Source organism: uncultured Halopseudomonas sp., from assembly GCF_963977355.1.
In the GTDB taxonomy this organism is placed as follows: domain Bacteria; phylum Pseudomonadota; class Gammaproteobacteria; order Pseudomonadales; family Pseudomonadaceae; genus Halopseudomonas.
Genome location: NZ_CAXBOV010000013.1, coordinates 1 through 20,760 on the forward strand (window position 1 = coordinate 1; position 20,760 = coordinate 20,760).

General features: G+C 56.3%; 18 protein-coding genes. 9 read left to right on the forward strand and 9 right to left on the reverse strand.

Annotated features, from left to right (window positions below; translation table 11 throughout):
* Positions 1-201 precede the first annotated feature (201 nt).
* Both AAC076_RS08690 and AAC076_RS08695 read right to left on the reverse strand, forming a co-directional pair.
* Positions 202-1,524, reverse strand: a complete 1,323-nt coding sequence (locus AAC076_RS08690) for an NAD(P)/FAD-dependent oxidoreductase (protein ID WP_339844517.1) — start codon at positions 1,522-1,524, stop codon at positions 202-204.
* A 53-nt stretch (positions 1,525-1,577) separates the two neighbouring features.
* Positions 1,578-1,754 (reverse strand): DUF3094 family protein, encoded by a 177-nt coding sequence (locus tag AAC076_RS08695; RefSeq protein WP_150278030.1) that lies wholly within the window; start codon positions 1,752-1,754, stop codon positions 1,578-1,580.
* A gap of 219 nt (positions 1,755-1,973) precedes the next feature.
* On the opposite strand from AAC076_RS08695, the gene AAC076_RS08700 reads away from it, so the two are divergent.
* Both AAC076_RS08700 and AAC076_RS08705 read left to right on the forward strand, forming a co-directional pair.
* Positions 1,974-2,651: an energy-coupling factor ABC transporter permease gene (locus AAC076_RS08700; protein ID WP_339844520.1), complete on the forward strand. Its 678-nt coding sequence runs from the start codon at positions 1,974-1,976 to the stop codon at positions 2,649-2,651.
* A 72-nt stretch (positions 2,652-2,723) separates the two neighbouring features.
* On the forward strand, positions 2,724-2,939 hold the full coding sequence (locus AAC076_RS08705; RefSeq protein ID WP_339844523.1) for a hypothetical protein: 216 nt from the start codon (positions 2,724-2,726) through the stop codon (positions 2,937-2,939).
* A 43-nt stretch (positions 2,940-2,982) separates the two neighbouring features.
* Here AAC076_RS08705 and AAC076_RS08710 read toward each other — a convergent pair whose 3' ends face one another.
* Positions 2,983-3,687 carry an SIMPL domain-containing protein gene (locus tag AAC076_RS08710; protein ID WP_339844524.1) on the reverse strand — a complete coding sequence of 235 codons (705 nt, stop codon included), beginning with the start codon at positions 3,685-3,687 and terminating at the stop codon, positions 2,983-2,985.
* Positions 3,688-3,897: 210 nt separating this feature from the next.
* On the opposite strand from AAC076_RS08710, the gene AAC076_RS08715 reads away from it, so the two are divergent.
* The 3 genes from AAC076_RS08715 to AAC076_RS08725 all read left to right on the forward strand — a co-directional run bounded on the left by AAC076_RS08715 (position 3,898) and on the right by AAC076_RS08725 (position 6,819).
* The gene (locus AAC076_RS08715) at positions 3,898-5,172 is read left to right on the forward strand and encodes an ATP-binding protein (protein ID WP_339844730.1); all 1,275 of its coding nucleotides are present in this window, start codon (positions 3,898-3,900) and stop codon (positions 5,170-5,172) included.
* Positions 5,165-5,719, forward strand: a complete 555-nt coding sequence (locus tag AAC076_RS08720) for a response regulator transcription factor (RefSeq protein ID WP_339844527.1) — start codon at positions 5,165-5,167, stop codon at positions 5,717-5,719. The genes AAC076_RS08715 and AAC076_RS08720 overlap by 8 nt, the downstream gene beginning before the upstream one ends.
* 77 nt (positions 5,720-5,796) lie before the next feature.
* Positions 5,797-6,819 carry a Glu/Leu/Phe/Val dehydrogenase dimerization domain-containing protein gene (locus AAC076_RS08725; RefSeq protein WP_339844529.1) on the forward strand — a complete coding sequence of 341 codons (1,023 nt, stop codon included), beginning with the start codon at positions 5,797-5,799 and terminating at the stop codon, positions 6,817-6,819.
* 15 nt (positions 6,820-6,834) lie between these two features.
* Here the strand turns inward: AAC076_RS08725 and AAC076_RS08730 are convergent, their stop codons facing one another.
* The 5 genes from AAC076_RS08730 to AAC076_RS08750 form a co-directional block, all read right to left on the reverse strand.
* Positions 6,835-7,659: an SDR family oxidoreductase gene (locus AAC076_RS08730; RefSeq protein ID WP_339844532.1), complete on the reverse strand. Its 825-nt coding sequence runs from the start codon at positions 7,657-7,659 to the stop codon at positions 6,835-6,837.
* 38 nt (positions 7,660-7,697) lie between these two features.
* Positions 7,698-8,162: a hypothetical protein gene (locus tag AAC076_RS08735; RefSeq protein ID WP_339844534.1), complete on the reverse strand. Its 465-nt coding sequence runs from the start codon at positions 8,160-8,162 to the stop codon at positions 7,698-7,700.
* Positions 8,163-8,211: 49 nt separating this feature from the next.
* Complete coding sequence (locus AAC076_RS08740) at positions 8,212-9,006, reverse strand: TatD family hydrolase (protein ID WP_339844537.1); 795 nt, start codon at positions 9,004-9,006, stop codon at positions 8,212-8,214.
* Between the two features lie 3 nt (positions 9,007-9,009).
* Positions 9,010-12,918 carry a DUF1631 family protein gene (locus AAC076_RS08745; protein ID WP_339844539.1) on the reverse strand — a complete coding sequence of 1,303 codons (3,909 nt, stop codon included), beginning with the start codon at positions 12,916-12,918 and terminating at the stop codon, positions 9,010-9,012.
* 153 nt (positions 12,919-13,071) lie between these two features.
* On the reverse strand, positions 13,072-14,655 hold the full coding sequence (locus AAC076_RS08750) for a peptide chain release factor 3 (RefSeq protein WP_339844541.1): 1,584 nt from the start codon (positions 14,653-14,655) through the stop codon (positions 13,072-13,074).
* A 114-nt stretch (positions 14,656-14,769) separates the two neighbouring features.
* Between AAC076_RS08750 and AAC076_RS08755 the strand changes: the two genes are divergently transcribed.
* Positions 14,770-14,961, forward strand: coding sequence for a hypothetical protein (locus tag AAC076_RS08755; protein WP_339844542.1), 192 nt, complete (start codon positions 14,770-14,772; stop codon positions 14,959-14,961).
* A 58-nt stretch (positions 14,962-15,019) separates the two neighbouring features.
* A complete protein-coding gene (locus tag AAC076_RS08760; RefSeq protein ID WP_339844543.1) occupies positions 15,020-16,279 on the forward strand; it encodes an alginate export family protein in 1,260 nt (419 codons plus the stop codon).
* Positions 16,280-16,329: 50 nt separating this feature from the next.
* On the opposite strand, the gene glpD is transcribed toward AAC076_RS08760, so the two are convergent.
* Positions 16,330-17,862, reverse strand: a complete 1,533-nt coding sequence (gene glpD, locus AAC076_RS08765; protein WP_339844544.1) for a glycerol-3-phosphate dehydrogenase — start codon at positions 17,860-17,862, stop codon at positions 16,330-16,332.
* A 417-nt stretch (positions 17,863-18,279) separates the two neighbouring features.
* Between glpD and AAC076_RS08770 the strand changes: the two genes are divergently transcribed.
* Both AAC076_RS08770 and AAC076_RS08775 read left to right on the forward strand, forming a co-directional pair.
* Positions 18,280-19,686 carry a CmpA/NrtA family ABC transporter substrate-binding protein gene (locus tag AAC076_RS08770; RefSeq protein ID WP_339844545.1) on the forward strand — a complete coding sequence of 469 codons (1,407 nt, stop codon included), beginning with the start codon at positions 18,280-18,282 and terminating at the stop codon, positions 19,684-19,686.
* Between the two features lie 31 nt (positions 19,687-19,717).
* Positions 19,718-20,734 carry an ABC transporter permease gene (locus AAC076_RS08775; RefSeq protein WP_339844547.1) on the forward strand — a complete coding sequence of 339 codons (1,017 nt, stop codon included), beginning with the start codon at positions 19,718-19,720 and terminating at the stop codon, positions 20,732-20,734.
* Positions 20,735-20,760: the final 26 nt, after the last annotated feature.

Consider the following 20,760-nt stretch of genomic DNA (forward strand, 5'->3'; position numbering starts at 1 on the left):
TTGGCTTTTAACCAATTGGTCGTAGGTTCGAATCCTACACGACCCACCACTCAAATCCCTTCAGTAGAAAGTCCCCATACCAATCAGCACTGCATCGGCACCTTGCCGGTTCTTCGTGTGTCTGATTTTCCTGTCCGGTCGGCTGAGCCTGTTCGGACGTGCCACTCTCAGTAGCCACGCCCGCCTGACAGAACGCGCCCCCTAGTGCAGCTTCAGCCTGGGCGCCGTGCTGCTGCCGATTCTGTCGCTGAGCATCAGCATCAAGGTGCGTGGAACGCCGTAGAGCGCCATCTGATGCATACGGTAGAGGGATACGTAGAACATCCGCGCCAACTTGCCTTCAAGCATCACGCTGCCTGTGAGATTGCCCATGAGATTGCCCACTGCGCTGAAGGTCGAGAGGGAAATAAGTGACCCGTAATCCCGATAAACGTATTCCTGTAATGGTTTGCCTTCGATAGCCCGCTTGAGGTTTTTTGCCAGCAGGGAGGCCTGTTGATGAGCTGCCTGCGCACGCGGCGGAACGAAACGTCCGTCCTCGCCGGTGGGGCATGCTGCGCAATCGCCGAATGCGAAAATGCGTGAGTCCAGGGTCGTCTGCAGCGTGGTGTACACCGCCAGTTGATTGATCCGGTTGGTCTCGAGGCCCAGTTGGGCAAGAAAGGCGGGGGCTCTTATGCCCGCAGCCCACACCTTCAGTGAGGCAGCGATATGCTCACCGTTTGCCAGGAGCAGCCCCTCGGCCGTTACCGCCTTGACTGGAGAGCCGGTGTGCAGATGTACGCCCAGTTCTTTCAGCGTATGGGTCACCGGCTCGCTGATGCGCTCAGGAAGAGCGGGCAGAACACGTCCACTGGCCTCAACCAGGTTGATGTGCAGATCCTCAGGTCGAATGCGGTCCAGACCATATGCCTGCAACAGGCGTGCTGCGTGGTGCAATTCGGCAGCCAGCTCTACCCCTGTGGCGCCAGCGCCGATAATTGCGACGTTGATCTTCTCGCTGATCTGACCTGCGCTGCTGGCCTGGGCCTTCATGTACTGGTTGAGCAGCAGCCGGTGAAAGCGTTCGGCCTGCTCTCGCGTGTCGAGAAACAGGCAATGTTCTGCGGCGCCTTCGGTGTTGAAATCATTGGTGTTGCTGCCTACCGAGACGACCAGATAGTCATAGGCGATTTCCCGTGGGGGAATGAGTTCCTCGCCGTTTTCGTCCTGGATTGACCGCAGGTAGATCACGCGACTCTCGCGGTCGATACCGTCCATGGCACCCAGTTGGAAATGAAAATGGTTCCACTTGGCCTGGGCTACATAGTTGAGTTCATCACCACTGGAGTTCAGTGACCCAGCCGCCACTTCATGGAGCAATGGCTTCCAGATATGAGTCATGTTGGTATCAACCAGGGTGATCAGCGCCTTGTTGCGCTTGCCCAGCTTGCGACCTAAACGGGTAGCCAGCTCTAGGCCGCCGGCACCACCACCCACGACCAGAATGCGGGGTAGAGATTCGGATGTTGCTACATGGGACATGGGAGAGACTCGACACAAAGAATGATCCGGGTCGGTCAAGCCAGGGGCGCCCTTTACACAAGCACCAGTGAGGCGAGCATGCGTGCGATCAGCCCCATGCCAATAACTGAGGCAAGAATAACTCCGAGCAACAGCCAGACATTGAAAGGCTTGCGCTCGACGCGGTTAGCCGGCTGATTTAGGTACGCATCAACGCGTTCCTGGTCTTCTGGGTAGAGGCGGCTGGGCATGCTGGCACCTTTGGCTTTGGCGCAACGCTTGGCTGCGGGGGCTGGCTTGACTAACGATGATCTTATTCTAGTCCCTGCTGCCGCAGATTGCATCAGCCTCTTTTGTGCACAATTGGGCCTACGCCCATAGTATTTCGTCATGTTAGTGCATCATTCAATGCCGTGAGCACCAAAGGCCTTGGTGCTATGCTCGCGTGGTCATCCGTACGAGGTTACCCCATGCTCTCAGTCGCCCTGTTGACTCCTGTGCAATTGATACTCGGCCTTGTGTTGTTTGCCCTGGCGGCTCTCTGGGCTTTGGCCAGAGTGTCCTGGGTTGAGTTGCTCGCCGATGAGCGCCGACAGCACCTTTGCTTTGGCAGTATTTTCGTATTGTTCGTGCTCTGGCTGGTGCGCCGCGATTTCGACAATGGACTGACTTTTCATTTTATTGGACTGACTGCGGTTACGCTGCTGCTCGACTGGCCACTGGCAGTGATCGCCGGCGCTCTCGCACAGCTGGCTCTGGTACTCCTGGGGCTGGATGATGCCGAAGCTTTTGGTGTCAACGGTATTCTGCGGGTACTGGTGCCGGTGCTGGTGACTGTGCTCATTAGCCGAGGTCTGGAGCGGCTTGAGCCGCGCAACCTGTTTGCCTATATATTCGTCAGTGGCTTCTTCGCCGCCGCCGCCGCGGCGGCGGCGGTGATTCTTCTTGGAATGGGACTATTGGCCTGGTCGGGAGAGCTATCGGCCCCTTCGAGTCTTATGGATGCTTTTGGCTACTTACTGCTGGTCGCGTTTCCAGAAGCCTTCATCAATGGCACGGTGATCAGTGCTCTGGTGGTTTTCTGTCCCGACTGGCTTGAAACATTCGATACGGATCGCTACTTGCAAGAACCGTTCGACAAACCATGATCGACCCTGCCCCAGGTCAATAACCTGCCATGTCTGATGTGCTGGAATAGGCTTTTTGCACGGAGAATTGCAATGTCTGTCTACAAGCTGGCTGAAAAAATAGTTATCGAGGGCATCGAGCAGGCGCAGCATGCCGGATATGGTGAGCAGGACCTGGCCAGGGCGCTGATGGCTGAAGTGCTCAATGTGTACAAGCGCGAGCGTTCAATGATCGACATAGCACACGAGCTGAACTTCCTCGCCGACAATCTCGACGAGGATACCGACTACGCCTTTATGCGGCCCTGACTCCTGACTGGTCGCAGGAGTCGGGCTGGATTGCAGTGATCGCTCAGGGCATGGTTACTTCAATTGTGCCGTTGGCATTCAAGGTAACGTCGGCCTGGCCGCCCTCAACCGACGGTGTGACGGACTCTGAATCGGCCATGGTCGCCATCTTTGCTCCGCGGTAGGCCATTGGCTGCATGAACTGAGTGTCAAGGCTGAGGTTGACCACCCGATACCCGCTGCCACCCAGGCTCTTTGCGGCGATATCGGCACGCGCCTGGAAAGCTGCAATGGCCTCGCGCATAAGCTGATTTTCAGTTTCGCGGCGCGCTTCGGGCGACAGGCTGAACCGCATGTCGGCCAGACTCAAATCAGTCATGAGTTGGCCCGTCAACGTAGACAGCGCGGCGAAATCGGTACTTTCAAGAACAATTTCGCCACGCTCGCGCCAGGCTATGATTTTCTCACCCTTTTCATCGTAAACCGGTTGGCTGCTGCGCGTGCCACTGGAAACCTCGACGCCCTTGGTCTGGCGCGCTGTCTTCAAGCTCTCGTTCAATCGCTGGGAGATACGTCGTGCCAGCTCGCCGGCATCCTTTCCCTGATCCTCTGCGTACATCCTTACAGTCAAAATGTCATGGCTGACCGCTTGTTGTACTTCGGCTCGCAGCGAAACCTGATTATATTGCTGTTCGTTAGCCAGCGCTTGGGTTGTACCCATGACGCAAGTGAGACCGAGTAACAGAGCGGAGAATGGCAAATGACGCATGGCTTGCTTCCTGTGTTGAGAATTCGTGAAAAGGAAGTGTAGTCAGTATTCAGCGCGTATGCTTCCTTATCCACGCTGCAACATCTGCTCAATGGCATGCGGTACAAGGGGACGTCTTTTTATGCGACGCTGTGACGCACCGTAGGCAACGTCGTTTTAGTCCTCGGTCCACCTATAATCGGAGGTTTACCCTTGGTGCGACGGGCTGTAATGGGCTTCAATATTCTTGCGTTATCACCTACACGGCAAAACCTGTGGCGGCTCATATTGATTCGTCTGCTGGTTTTGCTGGCGCAGAGCATGTCAGTGATGGGGGCCTACGTAAGTGGCTGGTTCCCGCTACCCTGGACGGCGCTTCTGGTTACCCTGGGTGCCTCGGCTGTGGTCAGTATTCTGACTCTCCTGCGCCTGTCACGGCGCTGGCCCGTTACGGATATGGAATACGGGATGCAATTGGCTTTCGATGTGCTGGTGCACAGCATTCTCCTGTATTTTTCCGGGGGGCCGACCAATCCCTTTGTGTCCTATTATCTGGTTCCTCTCACTATTGCTGCAGCAACCCTGCCGTGGTTCTACACGGCCTGTCTGGCCGGGCTGTCGGTGTTCGCCTATAGCCTGCTGTTGCTATGGTACGAGCCTCTGCAGGCTTTCGAGTTCACCATCGGGCGGGGTGTGATCAACCTGCATATGATCGGTATGTGGTTGAACCTGGCGATGAGTGCGGGTTTGATTACCTTTTTCGTTGTACGCATGGCCGCGGCCCTGCGTCAGCATGCCGAGCGCCTGGCCGAAAAACGTGAACAGGGTATCCGTGACGCGCAGTTGCTTGGCATCGCCAGCGTGGCGGCCGGCGCTGCCCACGAGCTTTCTACACCGCTGTCGACCATGAGCGTATTGCTGAAGGATTTGCGCAGCGACTACCCGGAAGGGGCTCTTCAGGAGGATCTGGCGCTTCTTCAGGAGCAGGTCGGTTTATGCAAGGAAAGTCTGCAGCAGATGGTGCGCCGCGCTGAGCTCACGCCTAGCCACCCGATTCAGGTTGAACCGGTGGACGCCTGGATGAAAATCCTCCTGGCCCGCTGGCAACTAATGCGCCCAGAGGCGTCATGGCAGTTACAACCTCTGCCACCCGGTGCGATACCGAGGATCAAGGCGAGTCCCGAGCTGGGTCAGGCAATGCTCAATTTGCTGAACAACGCCGTTGATGCCTGTCCTGATGATATAACCATTGCCCTGGAGTGGGACCAGAAACGCCTGCGACTGCTGATTCGCGATCATGGCCCCGGGGTTCCCTTGCATATAGCCGAACAGATAGGCACCGCTTTTGTGACGACCAAGGGTAAGAAAGGCTTTGGTCTTGGTCTTTTTCTCAGTCATGCGGCGGTCGAGCGCATGGGCGGTAGCGTCAAATTATTCAACCAGGACACGGGGGGCACATTGACAGAGGTCCTCCTGCCGATTGTGTGGGAGACAGAACATGACTGAAGAGATCGAACAGGAAGAGCAGCCCCTGTTGCTGTTGGTAGATGATGACCCCACTTTCACCCGGGTTCTGGCGCGGGCTCTCACGCGCCGGGGGCTGCGAGTGAATACCGCAGGTGATGCCGAGGAGGCAATGCAGCTGGCGAAGCAGGAACAGCCTGATTTTGCGCTGCTGGATCTGAAAATGGAGGGTGACTCCGGACTGGTTCTGTTGCCCCGGTTGCTGGAGGTGTACCCGGAACTGCGGGTAGTCATTCTGACCGGTTATTCGAGTATTGCCACCGCAGTAGAAGCCATTAAAAGAGGTGCCTGCAATTACCTGTGCAAGCCCGCCGATGCCGATGACGTGCTGACCGCACTGTTATCCGAGCAGGCCGATCCGGAATCCTTGGTAGCCGAACATCCGATGTCGGTTGATCGTCTGCAGTGGGAGCATATTCAGCGCATTCTGGCCGAGCATGAGGGGAATATCTCGGCGACTGCCAGGGCACTGGGCATGCATCGTCGTACCTTGCAGCGCAAGCTGCAGAAAAGGCCGGTTAGACGCTAGTGTTTGTATTGGGTTTTCGCGTATTTGCATATTTGCGTATAGGGTATTAGCAAGTACACCGAAAACAGGCGATACACATGTTTGCAGCAATGCGCTCCGACAAGATGCAGGCGCTTCATCTTTTCAGTGATGAGGCGACCGGACTGGAAGCTATCATAGCCATTCACAATACCCGGCTGGGGCCGGCGCTCGGTGGCTGTCGCTATATGCCCTACGCCAGTTTCGACGCGGCATGCGAAGATGCGATTCGGTTGGCCCGAGGTATGAGCTACAAGGCTGCACTCGCTGGGCTGGAGCAGGGCGGCGGCAAGGCAGTCATCATTCGTCCGGCTCATGTTCCGGATCGGGCCGCGCTCTTTGAATCGTTTGGACGCTGTATCGAGTCGCTTCGTGGTGGATATATTACCGCGGTAGACAGTGGTACCAGTAGCCAGGACATGGATTGCATCGCGCAACAGACCAACCATGTGACCAGCACCTATCAAGCCGGAGACCCGTCACCCCACACCGCCCTCGGTGTTCTGATGGGCATCAAGTCTGCGGCGCGTGTGCAGCTAGGGCAGGAGAGTCTGGCAGGGGTGCGAGTCATGTTGCAGGGCCTTGGTAATGTGGGCTATGCCCTGGCTGAAATGCTCGTAGTTGAAGGTGCCGATCTGCTTGTGGCCGATCTGGATGCGGGTAAGGTCAGGATGGCCGTGGATGACCTGGGCGCTACCCCAGTCGCCCCCGATGCCGTATTCGAAACGTCCTGCGATATTTTCGCGCCCTGCGGGCTGGGGGGTGTACTCGCTCCGGCCAGCATTGCCCAGTTGCGGTGTGCTGCCGTTGCAGGCGCTGCCAACAATCAATTGACCAACAGGGACGCGGCCAATCTTCTGAATGCAAGGGGCGTCCTCTACGCGCCAGATTACGTGATCAATGCAGGTGGACTGCTACACGTCGCGTTGACCCATCAGGGGGTCGCCGCCGGAGAGATTGCAGCACGGGTTCGTCGTATTGGCGAGCGGCTTGACAGCATTTTTGCCGAGAGCGTCGCTGAAGGACGCTCCCCGTCGGACATAGCCGACCACCAGGCCGAAGCAATTATCTACGGCGACTGACGCCCTTCGATGTGATCAACCCTTGTCCAGGCCAAAACGCTTGCGCAGTCTGGCGTCGAGGATCGAAGTGGGTAGCCAGCGCTTGAGGCGCACCATGCTGCGGCTACTCGTTCCTATCAAAGCCACTTCCGGGCGTAAAGGGTTCTTGATGTAGCTCATCAATTCCCTGGAGAACTTGTCAGCGCTGGTGGAGGTCGACTTTTGTGAGGCTTTGGCGCGCGCCTGCACGGCTTTCTCCCAGGGCTTGAACCAGGAGTCCTCTGCGATGGTAATGGCTGCACTGGCGTTATTGCCGAAGTCCGAGGCAATAGCACCTGGCATGACCGTCAGCACCTTGATGCCAAAGGGCGCCAGCTCCAGTCGCATCGCATCTGAAAGGGCATGGAGAGCTGCCTTGGAAGCACAGTAAACGCCAGAGAAGGGCGTCGTTGTTACGCCCGACACACTGCCTATATTGACGATCAAGCCTTTGCTGTCACGGAGCAGGTCACTCACCGCCCGTACCATTGCAACCGGTGCGAATACGTTGGTATCAAACTGCTTGAGCAGAGTGGCCCGGTCGGCATCAAGTATGGGGCCCATAGCGCCGTAACCTGCATTGTTTACCAATAAATCCAGCCGCCCGACTTCGGCACGCAGACGCTCGGCACAGGCCTGGACCTGGGACTCGTCGTTCACATCCAGTGTCATGGCCTTTGCGCCTCTAGCTACCAGCGCATCGAGGCTCTGCGTATTACGGGCAGTGGCCCAGACCTGATAGCCCTCATCGAGGCAAACATTGGCCAAAGCCTGGCCGATGCCGCTGGAACAGCCGGTGATCAATGCGACGGGTTGTGTCATGTGATGTGAGCCCTTGTTGTTATCAGTTATCGAGTTCGTCAATTTTGAAAAGAGGCGCTAGGGTCCGCCGCACGATAGCGCATATCTGAGGGGCGATAACCGCTACGCAGCGGTGGCAAGCTGAAGCAGCGTTGCCATTGGCCACCTGCTTCGATTGGCTCGCCAACGCGGTATTCGGCACCGGTAACACTGGTATCAAGCAGATTCCTCTGCTGGCCTGCCTGGCTGGCGTGTAGCTGCCATTCAATATTGCTGGCAATCAGGCCACTCTGGTTATCGATCCGTACACGCAGTGGTTTACCAAACTCGCAGCCCGCGGGCTGATAGTCGATGCTGATGTGCAGTTGATCGAGATGCTGATCATTTTGCCATTGGCGAACACCGACGAATGCTGCCAGCACCAAGGCCAGAGCAACCAGCACGCCGCTTGCAGGGAGCATGATGCGGGGATAACGCAATAGCAGAAATAGCCAGGCGACCAGCAGGACTATGCCCAGAGGCATGAGAGTCTCCTTTACGGATCAAGGGTATGACTTTATCAGACCTGACGCTTCAACACATCGCAGTCGAGTCCCAGCCGAACAATTCACAGCTGTTATGCAGACAGGCGCGAGCGAGAACGTCAGCCTGTTCGTGACGAATCTCTGCGAGTATTTCACAGATACGCGGAAGATTGCCCGGAGTGTTGCGCTCATATGGTTGAAAGGCGGGCGCCATGTCCGGCGAATCGGTTTCCAGTACCAGGCTCTCGATCGGTAATTGAGCCAGGACCCGATGCATTCGTTTGGCCTGGGGCCAGGTAGCGGCACCGCCAATACCCAGCTTGAAGCCGAGCCGGATATACTCGCGCGCTTCCTCCAGGCTGCCGGAGAATGCATGCACAATGCCCGCGCGGCGCAATTTCATGTGCTTGAGCAGCGCGATGGTAGGCGCATGGGCGCGCCGAACGTGCAATAGCGCTGGAAGATTGAAATCAGCGGCCATTGCCAGCTGGGTCTCGAACAGATAATGCTGGCGCTTGCGATCCAGTTCTTCTACATAATAGTCCAGCCCTATTTCGCCTACCGCGCAGCATTTGGGCTCGCCAGCCAGCCGGCCGAGCCATTCACGCAACTCTGTCAGATGTTCATCCAGATGCTCCCCAAGAAAAACCGGATGCAGCCCTAACGCTGCATATATGCTGGGTTCTGTTTGCGTGAGGTCCCATACCGCCGCCCAGTTGGCCTGGCTCACCCCTAGAACCACCAGCCGACTTACGCCAGAGTTGCAGGATTGCTCTACAACCGCGCTTCTGTCTGCGGCAAAGGCAGCGAAATCCAGATGAGTATGGGTATCGATATAGCGCATGGTTCAGCGCGGGGCAGTGACACTGGATGAGGTGTTCTGATTCAGAATCAGGTTATCCAGCAATACAGGCCGCCCGATGTGGAAGCCCTGGGCGTAATCCACACCAATGGAGCTGACCACGTCTAGAATTTCCTGGCTGGAAACAAACTCGGCCACAATTTTCTTGTTCAGGAAGTGGCCCATTTCGGTGATGGAGCGCACCAGTGCGTAATCGAAATTATCCGTGACGATATTGCGCACGAAGGTGCCATCAATCTTTATGTAATCGACGGGTAAACGCTTGAGATAGGCATAGGAAGATTGGCCAGTGCCAAAGTCATCCAGCGAAAAGCGGCAGCCAATCTCTTTCATCTCGTTGATAAAATCTGCAGCATCCTCGAGGTTGTCGATCGCTGCGGTTTCAGTAACCTCGAAGATCAGCTTGTCGCGTGGCACGTCAAAACGCACCAGTGTGGCAAAGATGAAGTCGAGGAAGGAATCATCGTTGAGTGAACAGCCCGATAGGTTGATTGAAAATCCGCCAAACTGATCCAACTCCTCCCTGTGCGCCGACATCCAGCTGAGTACTGTTTCGATGACCCAACGGTCGACTGCGCCCATTCGGTTGTATTCTTCCGCCGCCCGGATGAAGTCAGCGGGAGGCAGGTGTTCGCCATTTTCGTCAACCACCGTGAGCAGCGTTTCGTAGTGCATGTCGATGGCCCGGTCGCTCTGTATGGGTTGTATCTTCTGACAGCGGACCTTCAAAAGTCCCTCGTCCAGGGCATGGTTTATTCGGGTGACCCAGGAGATTACCTCGTCGCGCTCGCGGAAGCGGGTGTCTCCGGGTTTGACTGTCTGGATATCACGGTGCCCGGATTTTTTGCAAAGATCCGCTGCTGACTCGACCGTTCTGAGTAGCTCCATTGGGTCTGCGGCGTCACGATCAACAGCCATCATTGCCACGGCCGACTGAATGGTGAAGCTGTGCTCCCCACTGACAAAACGATTGCGTTCAACCGCGTTTTTCAGTTGCTCGGCCGTTCGATGATCCGCATGCCGGGATTGGGAAGGCAAGAGCACGCAGAACTGATCAACACCTACCCGTCCTGCAATAGCGTCGGACTCAAGTTCAGCAAGAATGGTCGCCGCGATGTCCCGCAAAAAATCATCACCCACCTCATAGCCGCAGGTATTGTTAATCAGCTTGAACTGCAGAATATCGATGAAAATAAGTATATAGCGGTTCTTTCCTTCCTGGGCCTGGTCGACACTCTGGGTCAGCCAGCGGACAAATTCACGGCGGGTGCGCAGACCGGTCAGAGGATCGTGTGCAGTTTCCAGCGCCAGCTTGTCGTAAACCTTCTGAACCAGGGCGTCGAGGCCCTGTTCCAGCGCGGGCATGCTCTCATCATTGAGAATGCTTAGCTGCCCATCGCGCAATTTCTCGGCGACCTCGTTGAGCGTCAGTTCAGCCGCTTTCATGCCCCGATGGTTACTGAATACGTAGCGGCTGCAGGCTTCTGCGACCCAGGCCAAATATAGAAGTTGCGGTTCGGAATTTGGCGCTTGGCCTTCCAGCCACTGTCCCACTTTCAGGTTCCGAGCACGCTTGAGCCACCGTTGTAACTGGCGGTCCTGGGTTGCGGTTTCATTAGTCTCCTCTTGCAAGGGGCTGACAAACTGTACATGACTGATGGATGGATCATCCGGATCGGCCAGAAGGATTTCCAGGTTACGCACCAGCGTCTTGTGGCCCAGTCCTGAGTGCGGGATCTTTGAAAGTCCCTTGGCAATCAGCCCCAGTAGTTTCTGTTCGCTGAAGCGCAGGCGGCTCTGGTCGTAAGCCCCAGGGACAGTTCGCACCAGCAGTTGATCAATCACCACCAGAGTCATTTCCCACGCGAGGCTGGAGACACCCTCACGCAGGTAGCTCAGACGCATCAGTTCTTTCCAGCCATTATCGACCAGATCGATTATTGGCTGGGCTACAGGTTGAGCGCCAAGGAGTCGGTAAAGCTCCCAGTCGATCAGCAGGTTGGCCTGGACAATCCGCTGCTGTCCTTCGCAAGCCTCGGTTACCCGCGTCAGGTTGCGTTCGAAAAAATGTTTTTCACGGCCAACCAGTTCATCCAGATTTTCGAGCGCACGGGTAAAACCGCTGTTATCGTCGCTCTGATCCTCCAGCAGGCTGGAAATCGTATCGATAATGACCGGTCGATTCTGATTGATATTGATGCTGCGTCGGTCCGACAGCAATGCCAGGTAATTGACCGCCTGGCGGGCGGGGTGGAAGTCCGCGGAGAATAAGGTTGGATCCTTGAGCATGACCTTGAGAATCGGCACTTCGAGCTTGCGCAACTCATGGCGCAGATCTTCAAGCACCCGTTCGTTCTGGACAATATTGTCGAAAAGACCTTCCACCATGTCGGCAGAGTCGCACTCATGACTGCTGACCTTGCCATCAATGCCTCCGGCCTGGAGCAAATAATGCTTCAGGGCGCCGGGTTCATCCAATCGCGACGTACCTCTGAGGACGTCACCTTGCACCCGATGCAAGGCATCGAGTACCTCAATCTCGGGAGGCCCCTGGGGCGTTATGTCCTCTACTTCGGGGCGCGTCGTGCCGGCGGGCGAGCCAGACAACTGGCGCTGCATCGACCAGAGGCGAGATGCTGCCGTGAATGCAGCCTTTATGCGGCCCACAGGGCTGCTCGACGAATTCGCGCGGTCGCCGATGCCGGAGAACAGGCCCGAGTTGGAGTCTGAAGCCCCATTCGCCCCAGCCGGTGCCTCCGTCACGGTGCTTACACTTGTCTCACCTTTGGAGGCTGCGCCTGATGCGACAGGCTCTTGCGTCGTTTCCGGCTTTGCTGGGGATTCATTCTGGGAAGAGCTAGCATTCTGGCTGGCCAGGTAGCGACTTACGTTCAGATCCGGCAACACGCCGGCGTCTATCAGTAGGCGGTTGAGCGTTGCATAGACGTCATCAAGCTCCAGTAGGATGATTTCGTGAAAGACTTGAAAGAGAAGCCTGAGTGCCTGATTGCCCAGGTGCAAATGACGAACGGCATCCGCCAGGGCTAGGCCTAGAGCCGACGGCGAATAGGGGTTGCCGACTTCGGGCGTCTGCACGTTTGAGAAGGCAGCATCCAGACGTAGTTGCAACTCGAGGAGCTCTGCACGCAAATGCAGCTCCGCCTTGGAAATCGATACGCGAACCACAAGCCAATCTTCGAATTCGTCCTTTTCGATCAGCGCCAGTGTGGACCGCGTATGTCTGGGCTGGTCCTCGTCGCCTGTTTGGGCATCCTGGGAAAGGCCGGTAAGGGTAAGTGCCTCGTTGGTAACTGAGCCGATGACCTGCGATCCGATACGCGACTCCTGCGCATTTAAAAGGGCTCGCGCGTCCAGCAGCTTCTGGCGCCCATCGAATGTCTTGCCTGCGTCAGCTTCTTCCGCAAACGCCTCTCCCAGTCGCTTGAAAAGCCGGCTCATATGCGTGTCGAGGAAGCGACGAACAACCTGGTTTGTGGCACCGATCAGGCTGGCTTGCTGGGTATGGGTCAGAGGGCGCTGGCCAGGTTTGGGGCGCCATTGGGTCTCGTCCCCGCTCGTTGCAGCCCGTTGAAGTTGGACCAGTTCAGGGGGGTTGTTCTGCTGGAATCGCAGGCCAATGCCGTTTCCGGATGCGTGGACGATATCTACCGGGATGCGCGTTCGAGCAGTTTTACTGCCAAACAGGACCGCAGTCTTGATGGTGCGATCACTGATCAACGCATCCAGCTGGCTTGTGCGACGGACGTCATTCAGCGACAGCAGCATTCCGCCTTGACTGAAATCCTTGATGGAGCAGCCAAAGTCTTCGATATCATCGACGCGAAATACTGCGTCTATCGAAACGCTCTGGCGCGCGTATCGCCTTTTATCCACTGCTGAGTCCTGATTACGACCGAGAAATTCCCTTGTGAATCAGTCTAGCGCTGTTGGGCAGGAAAATCAGTCAAAAATGCTTTCAGTTAACTGATTTTCACTCATTTGGGTGGTTCGGATTCGGTGGTTTGTTACAAAGCACTGAGCTGCAACTCAGTGATGCTCACGCGTGGCGAGGAAGCGAATATCCGGCCAGCGCTCCTCCGTAAGGCTCAGGTTGACCCGGGTAGGCGCGAGGTAGGTCAAATGTCCGCCACCGTCGATCGCCAGGTTTTCCATTGCCTTGTTGCCAAACTCTTCGAGCTTTTTCTTGTTGTCCGACTCCACCCAACGCGCCGACCAGACAGTGACTGGCTCGTATATGCATTCAACCTTGTACTCTTCTTTCAGGCGACTGGCGACCACATCAAACTGTAGAACACCAACGGCGCCCAGGATGATGTCATTGCTGCGCTCAGGGAAAAACACCTGGGTTGCGCCTTCCTCTGCGAGCTCCTGGAGTCCCTGACGCAGTTGCTTGGACTTGAGCGGATCTTTCAGGCGAACCCGGCGAAACAGCTCGGGCGCGAAGTGTGGGATGCCGGTGAAGCCCAGGCTCTCGCCCTGGCTGAAGGTATCGCCGATCTGGATCGTGCCGTGATTGTGCAGGCCAATGATGTCGCCGGCCCAGGCTTCCTCAAGGTGCTCGCGCTCGGCTGCGAAAAAGGTCAGGGCATCGGGTATGCGCAGCTCCTTGCCGGTGCGTACATGGTGCAGTTTCATGCCTTTTTCGTACTGGCCGGAGCATATTCGCATGAACGCGATACGATCCCGGTGCTTGGGATCCATGTTCGCCTGGATCTTGAACACAAAACCGGTGAAGGCATCTTCTGCAGGGCCCACCGTGCGCTCGTTGGCGGCCCGTGGCAGGGGCGGCGGTGCCCAGTCCACGATGGCGTCGAGTACCTGGCTTACCCCGAAGTTGCCCAAGGCGGTGCCAAAGAACACCGGCGTCATCTTGCCGTCGAGGAAGGCTTGCTGATCAAATTCGTGACAGGCCCCCTGCACCAGCTCAAGCTCATCGACGAAGCTGTCGTAGAGGTCGTCGAGGTGTTCGCGAGCCTCGTCCGAATCCAGTTTGCTGATGATTCTGTTCACCGTGCGTTCGTGGCCGTGACCTGTCTCGTAAACGATGATCTCGTCGCGGCTCAGATGATAGACGCCCTTGAAGTCGCGATAGCAGCCAATGGGCCAAGTGATTGGCGCGGCCTTGATATTCAGTACTGCTTCGATCTCGTCAAGGAGTTCGATAGGGTCGCGAATGTCGCGGTCGAGCTTGTTAACGAAACTGACGATTGGCGTGTCGCGCAGACGACATACGTCCATCAGGGCAATGGTCCGAGGCTCGACACCCTTGCCGCCGTCCAACACCATCAGAGCCGAGTCGACCGCGGTCAGGGTGCGGTAAGTGTCCTCGGAAAAGTCTTCGTGGCCCGGGGTGTCGAGCAGGTTGATCATGCATTCACGGTAGGGAAACTGCATGACCGAGGTGCTCACCGAAATGCCGCGCTGCTTCTCCATTGCCATCCAGTCGGACGTCGCATGTCGATCGGACTTGCGCGCTTTCACCGTGCCCGCCACGTTGATCGCCTGCCCCATAAGTAGCAGACGTTCAGTGATCGTAGTCTTGCCCGCGTCGGGGTGAGAGATGATGGCGAAAGTGCGTCGTTTGGCGACTTCGGCGGCGTTGTTGCTCATTGAGACCCTTGCTGAATAGCTGGCGTGTTTGATGTGGCCGGCGATTATACCCCATAAGCCCGCTTGAGCTCATGCCCGACCGGTTACTGTGCATCCTCTGTGCAGAATGGGCTTGTGTTGCACCGCGATAAAGCAGGGGAAGGCGATGCTGACATAATTCTGAAACAATATTTCCAGCAGAAACAGAGCGATGTAAAAGTTGGTATGGCTATTGCTGAAGGCTCGAATGAGGCAAGTCGTGCAGCGCAGCTGTCCGGCACTCATTCGATTGATTGGGCAAAGGCGTCCACCGGTATATCCATCTAATGGCTATATCTGTGGACGCCTTTTTTTGTGCGCGTTATTTACCATTGGGGAAGCCGGAATGAAAATCATGACCTTCGCAAGCACAGACAGGGATGCAAAACGACAAACGGGGATGGGGGGGCTGATCAAAGCGGGTATCGCCCTGGCATTGATGGGTGGTTGTGGTATTGCCGGTGCTCAGAATAGCTCGCTAGCTGACGCAATCACTTCGGGCAAGACAACACTGGATCTGCGCTACCGCTACGAGTGGGTGGATCAGGACAATCCTAGCAAGAACGCCAATGCATCAACGCTGCGCACACGGCTCAATTATGCCACTGGTACTTACCAGGGCCTTGCAGCCTTCATTGAGTTCGATGATGTCAGTGTGGTCGGCTCGGAACGCTACAACAATGCTACCCGGTTGCCCAGCGCTGAAACTCAGTATTCGGTGGTCGCCGATCCGGAAAGTACTGAAATCAATCAGCTGTTCCTGAGCTATGCAGGCTGGCCTGACAATCTTTTGAAGTTTGGGCGCCAGCGGATTATCTACGACAACGCCCGTTTCATCGGTAATGTTGGATGGCGGCAGAACGAACAGACCTATGATGCGTTCAGTCTGGTTAATAGTGCCCTGGCCGATACTCAGTTGAGCTACGCCTATATTGACAAGGTCAATCGCATTTTTGGCGATGACTCGCCGATTGGTGAGTTCGACATGCGCACACACTTGCTTAATCTGGGTTACAGCGGCTGGGATCTGGGCAAGCTGAGTGTCTACGGTTATTTCCTTGAGTTTGTCGATACCCCTGCAGCCTCCAACCGAACTCTGGGGGCGCGCTTCGTCGGAGACTATCCACTTGGTGCTGACTCGCGACTGCTGTATGCACTGGAATACGCCAAGCAGGATGACTACAAGGATGGTGCTTCGAATATTGACGCCGATTATTATCTGCTGGAACTGGGCGCCGCCCTTGGCGGTATGTCTGCTCGTTTAGGTCACGAGGTTCTGGGTGTGGATGGGAGTGCCTTCAGCACCCCCTTGGCCACCGCGCATGCGTTCAACGGCTGGGCCGACGTGTTTCTGGTTACGCCAGCCGATGGCCTGCAAGATAGCTATCTGAAGCTCGCTGGCACGCTGTCCGGTACCGGCTTGGCCGCGGCCTATCATGATTTCTCGGCTGACCGGGGTGGTGACAACTATGGATCTGAGATCAACCTTCAAGCGACACGAAGTTTTGGTCGGGTAAACATGTTGGCCAAGTACGCGCGCTATCGGGCTGATGATTTCGCCGTTGATACCAGCAAGTTCTGGTTGATGGCTCAGGTGACCTTCTAGTCCGGCACTTTCGATTGATCAGTTGATTGCCGTATCGATCTATTGTTGGATCAAGCCGGGCAGGGTGACCTGTCTGGCATTTTATCCAGCGACCGCTGAATGAAGGCAGTCAGGGCATTTTTGTCGATCTGTTGTAAGCGCAGGCCCAGTTTGGTACGGCGCCAGAGAACGTCGTCTGCTGTTAAAGCCCATTCGTTTTTAATCAGATACTTCACTTCGCAGGCATACAGATTGGCACCGAAATGTTCGCCAAGATCTGCTATAACGCCGCACTCACCAAGCAGGTCCCGGGACAGAGTGCCGTAGGTACGTACCCAGCGCGCGGCCAGGTCTGCGGGCAGCCAAGGATAGCGTTTGGCAAAATCGGCTGTGAGGGATGCATGGTCCGCAAAATCGCCCCCCGGCAAGCTGGCGCTGCGTGTCCAGGCTGGGCCCGCCTGGGGGAAGAATTCACCGAGACTATCAACTGCTGCTTCGGCCAGTTTGCGGTAGGTGGTGATCTTGCCGCCGAAAACAGACAGTAGTGGAGCGTTTCCGGGCTTGGCGTCAAGCTCGAATGAATAATCACGGGATGCTTTCTGGGCACTGGCTGACTCGTCATCCATCAGTGGTCGTACCCCGGAAAAGTCCCAGACGATATCCCCGAGGCTAAGTTGCTGGCGAAAGTGATCATTAACCACGTCAATCAGGTAGGTCTTTTCCTCTGGTGATATGCATACCTCGGACGGATCGCCTTCATAGTCGACATCCGTGGTGCCTATCAACGAGAAGTCATCCTCGTAAGGGATGACAAAAACTATTCGCCCATCCTTGTTCTGGAGAATGTAGGCCTGCTCGCCAATATCCATGCGAGGCACAACAATATGGCTGCCCTTTACCATGCGTATCTGTCTGGGCGCGGTTTGTTGCAGTGCTTCACTGAACAGGCGACTGACCCAGGGGCCTGCAGCGTTGATCAGTGCGCGGCAGCTATGACTGCTAGTTGCCCCGGTCGACTGGTCCTGCAGGGTAACGTGCCATAGGCCGTCGTTCCGTTCGGCCCGGATGCAACGGCTGCGCGTACGTATCGTGGCGCCGTGCCGATGCGCGGCTGTGGCGCAGAGAACTACAAGGCGCGCGTCATCCACCCAGCCGTCTGAGTATTCGAAGCCACGATCAATACTACTTACCAGAGGGCTGTCACCCCCGAACTGCAAGCTGCGGGAGGCTGGTAGCAGCTCGCGTTTGGCCAGGTGGTCATAAAGGAAGAGGCCAATGCGAATCATCCAGGCTGGCCGGAGATGCGGCCGGTGGGGCAGGCGAAAGCGCAGGGGCCACATTATATGAGGTGCATTGCGCAGCAGCGCCTCGCGTTCGGCCAGTGCCTCGCGGACCAGACGGAATTCATAGAACTCGAGGTAGCGCAGGCCGCCGTGAATCAGTTTGCTGCTACGTGAAGAAGTTGCCGACCCCAGATCGTCCATCTCACAGAGCAATACTTTCAATCCGCGCCCGGCAGCATCCATTGCAATACCACTGCCATTGGCGCCACCGCCAATGACAATAACATCCTCAATTTGCTGCGTTGGCTGGCGTTGTAACATCGAACGGCCCCGGTCGCTGTTTGAAAAGTGTCTTTCAATACTACACATCAATTCGCGTTCGGGTCATGTGTATCGCTGAATGCGATGCAGGCAGAAGCGTAGCAACGCGCTTTGTGACGCACATCAGGGGTGCGTTGTCTCGGTTTCTGCACTGAAGCAAGGCATTTACATCCGCGGGCGGTGCGGATGATTTTGTTTTTTTACAACCAAATCAAGTGCATGTGATTTCTGGCATAACCATTGCTCACTGAAACAATAGCTAACGATACTTTTGGTGTTTAACAGCTTTCATCACATTTTGGGCAAAGGCGTCCACCGGCATGATCCATTCAGGTCATGCCCGTGGGCGTTTTTTTATGCGCGTCTTTCAGACGTAGCCTCTTTGCCGAAAGACATATAAGTCAGAGGAGACCGACCATGAACCTTTTTTCCGTAAATAATTTGTCATCGGGTGCAGGGTGCAGCCCCCGCAGCTTAGCCATGGGTTTCGGCCTGGTTGTCGGGCTGGGCCTGTTGTCGGTAGGAAGTGTCCAGGCGCAGGGCGCCCTGGAGAAGGAGGATCTCAAGTTCGGCTTCATCAAGCTGACCGACATGGCGCCCCTGGCGATCGCATACGAGAAAGGTTACTTCGAGGATGAGGGTCTCTATGTCACGTTGGAAGCACAGGCCAACTGGAAGGTCCTGCTGGACAGAGTAATTGACGGCGCGCTGGATGGAGCCCACATGCTGGCCGGGCAGCCCCTGGGTGCAACCATCGGCTTTGGTACCGAGGCGCATATCGTCACCGCGTTCTCAATGGACCTCAACGGCAATGCGATTACCGTCTCAAACGATGTGTGGGAAAAGATGAAGCCGCATGTAGCCCACGAGAACGGCAAGCCGGTCCACCCGATCACCGCTGACGCGCTCAAGCCAGTGGTTACCGAGTATCGCAATCAGGGTAATCCGTTCAAGATGGGCATGGTTTTTCCAGTTTCTACACACAACTATGAACTGCGTTACTGGTTGGCGGCGGGTGGCCTGCATCCGGGCTTCTATGCGCCACTCAAAGGCCACAGCTCGGGTCAGCTCAATGCCGACGTGCTGCTATCCGTGACCCCGCCGCCGCAGATGCCCTCGACCATGGAGGCTGGCACGATTCACGGTTATTGCGTAGGTGAGCCCTGGAACCAGCAGGCAGTTGCCATGGGTATTGGCGTGCCGGTCGTCACCAATTATCAGATATGGAAGAACAACCCTGAGAAAGTCTTTGGTGTCAGCAATGAATGGGCCGAGCAGTATCCCAATACGCATATTGCCGTGGTCAAGGCACTGATCCGCGCGGCGAAATGGCTGGACGAAAACGACAATGCCAACCGGGAGGAAGCGGTGGAGATTCTCTCTCGCTCCTACTACGTGGGTGCCGATGCAGAGGTCATTGCCAACTCCATGACGGGCACCTTCGAGTACGAGAAGGGCGATAAGCGGCCAGTACCCGACTTCAATGTGTTTTTCCGCCACAACGCCACTTATCCGTTCTACTCGGATGCGATCTGGTTTCTGACCCAGATGCGCCGCTGGGGCCAGATCCCCGAAGGCAAACCGGACAGCTGGTACATGGACACCGCGAAAAAAGTCTATCGCCCCGATATCTATGCCCAGGCTGCTACTGCCTTGATCAGCGAAGGGAAGATGCAGGCCTCGGAATTTCCTGATTTCGCCACCGAAGATGGCATACGCGATACCGCCAGTGAATTCATCGATGGTATTCCCTACGACGCCAACAAGCCCAATGCCTACCTGGACAGTCTGGCGATTGGTCTAAAGGGCGATGAGTCGATTTGAATCCACTACAACCATCAAGGCAGGTTATGTCATGAGCAGAATCATTCATTACATGGAAATGACCGGCTTCAACTGGCTGGTACCGGTGGTTCGGCTCGCCAAGGGTGAGAATCGCCGGGAGCAGGCGCTGGATCTGTTCAATCAGCTCGGACTGCCGCTGATTGCCATCGGAATCTTTCTCCTGCTTTGGGCCGGCGCGGCCTCGCAGGTCAAGACCAGTCTGGGCGAGCTGCCAGGTCCGGTACAGGTATGGGAGCAGGCCGGTAACCTCTACGACGACCACCTGCGTGAGCGTGAGCGAGGCGAGGCGTTTCTCGAGCGTCAGCGGGTGCGTAATGAGGAGCGTTTGGCCGCTGATCCTACAGCAGAGGTACGCTGGCGCGAGTACACAGGGAAGGCAACCTTTATCGACCAGATCTTCACCAGTCTGAAAACCGTATTTGCCGGCTTTGTTGTCGCGAGTCTGATAGCGATTCCGATTGGGGTTGCCTGTGGCCTGAGCCAGAAGCTGTATCACGCAATCAGTCCGCTGGTGCAGATACTCAAGCCGGTCTCACCGCTGGCCTGGCTGCCAATAGTGACCATGGTAGTGAGCGCGGTATACGTATCGGATGATCCTTTCTTCCAGAAGTCCTTCATCACCTCCGCGATCACGGTCACGTTGTGCTCGCTGTGGCCCACTCTGATCAATACAGCCGTTGCGGTGGGCTCGATTGATCGGGACTGGATCAACGTCGGCAAGGTCATCCGTTTGCCGTTATCGAGCCAGGTATTCAAGATCGCCATTCCTGCGGCACTGCCAATGATCTTTACCGGTCTGCGGATATCCCTGGGCATCGGCTGGATGGTCCTGATCGCCGCGGAAATGCTGGCGCAGAATCCCGGCCTGGGCAAGTTCATCTGGGATGAGTTCCAGAACGGCAGTTCTGATTCCCTGGGTCGTATCATGGTTGCAGTGCTGACCATCGGCTTTATCGGTTATCTGCTCGACTGGATGATGGTGACGCTGCAGAAGTGTCTTTCCCATGACAAGCAGGCTGGCCAGTAAACGGTAGCCACACACAAGAGGTATCC

Excerpts from the sequence above, each read along its gene's own strand:
- AAC076_RS08690 (WP_339844517.1), bottom strand. The coding sequence starts at position 1,524 with ATGTCCCATGTAGCAACATCCGAATCTCTACCCCGCATTCTGGTCGTG.
- AAC076_RS08695 (WP_150278030.1), bottom strand. The coding sequence starts at position 1,754 with ATGCCCAGCCGCCTCTACCCAGAAGACCAGGAACGCGTTGATGCGTAC.
- AAC076_RS08700 (WP_339844520.1), top strand. The coding sequence starts at position 1,974 with ATGCTCTCAGTCGCCCTGTTGACTCCTGTGCAATTGATACTCGGCCTT.
- AAC076_RS08705 (WP_339844523.1), top strand. The coding sequence starts at position 2,724 with ATGTCTGTCTACAAGCTGGCTGAAAAAATAGTTATCGAGGGCATCGAG.
- AAC076_RS08710 (WP_339844524.1), bottom strand. The coding sequence starts at position 3,687 with ATGCGTCATTTGCCATTCTCCGCTCTGTTACTCGGTCTCACTTGCGTC.
- AAC076_RS08715 (WP_339844730.1), top strand. The coding sequence starts at position 3,898 with ATGGGCTTCAATATTCTTGCGTTATCACCTACACGGCAAAACCTGTGG.
- AAC076_RS08720 (WP_339844527.1), top strand. The coding sequence starts at position 5,165 with ATGACTGAAGAGATCGAACAGGAAGAGCAGCCCCTGTTGCTGTTGGTA.
- AAC076_RS08725 (WP_339844529.1), top strand. The coding sequence starts at position 5,797 with ATGTTTGCAGCAATGCGCTCCGACAAGATGCAGGCGCTTCATCTTTTC.
- AAC076_RS08730 (WP_339844532.1), bottom strand. The coding sequence starts at position 7,659 with ATGACACAACCCGTCGCATTGATCACCGGCTGTTCCAGCGGCATCGGC.
- AAC076_RS08735 (WP_339844534.1), bottom strand. The coding sequence starts at position 8,162 with ATGCCTCTGGGCATAGTCCTGCTGGTCGCCTGGCTATTTCTGCTATTG.
- AAC076_RS08740 (WP_339844537.1), bottom strand. The coding sequence starts at position 9,006 with ATGCGCTATATCGATACCCATACTCATCTGGATTTCGCTGCCTTTGCC.
- AAC076_RS08750 (WP_339844541.1), bottom strand. The coding sequence starts at position 14,655 with ATGAGCAACAACGCCGCCGAAGTCGCCAAACGACGCACTTTCGCCATC.
- AAC076_RS08760 (WP_339844543.1), top strand. The coding sequence starts at position 15,020 with ATGAAAATCATGACCTTCGCAAGCACAGACAGGGATGCAAAACGACAA.
- glpD (WP_339844544.1), bottom strand. The coding sequence starts at position 17,862 with ATGTTACAACGCCAGCCAACGCAGCAAATTGAGGATGTTATTGTCATT.
- AAC076_RS08770 (WP_339844545.1), top strand. The coding sequence starts at position 18,280 with ATGAACCTTTTTTCCGTAAATAATTTGTCATCGGGTGCAGGGTGCAGC.
- AAC076_RS08775 (WP_339844547.1), top strand. The coding sequence starts at position 19,718 with ATGAGCAGAATCATTCATTACATGGAAATGACCGGCTTCAACTGGCTG.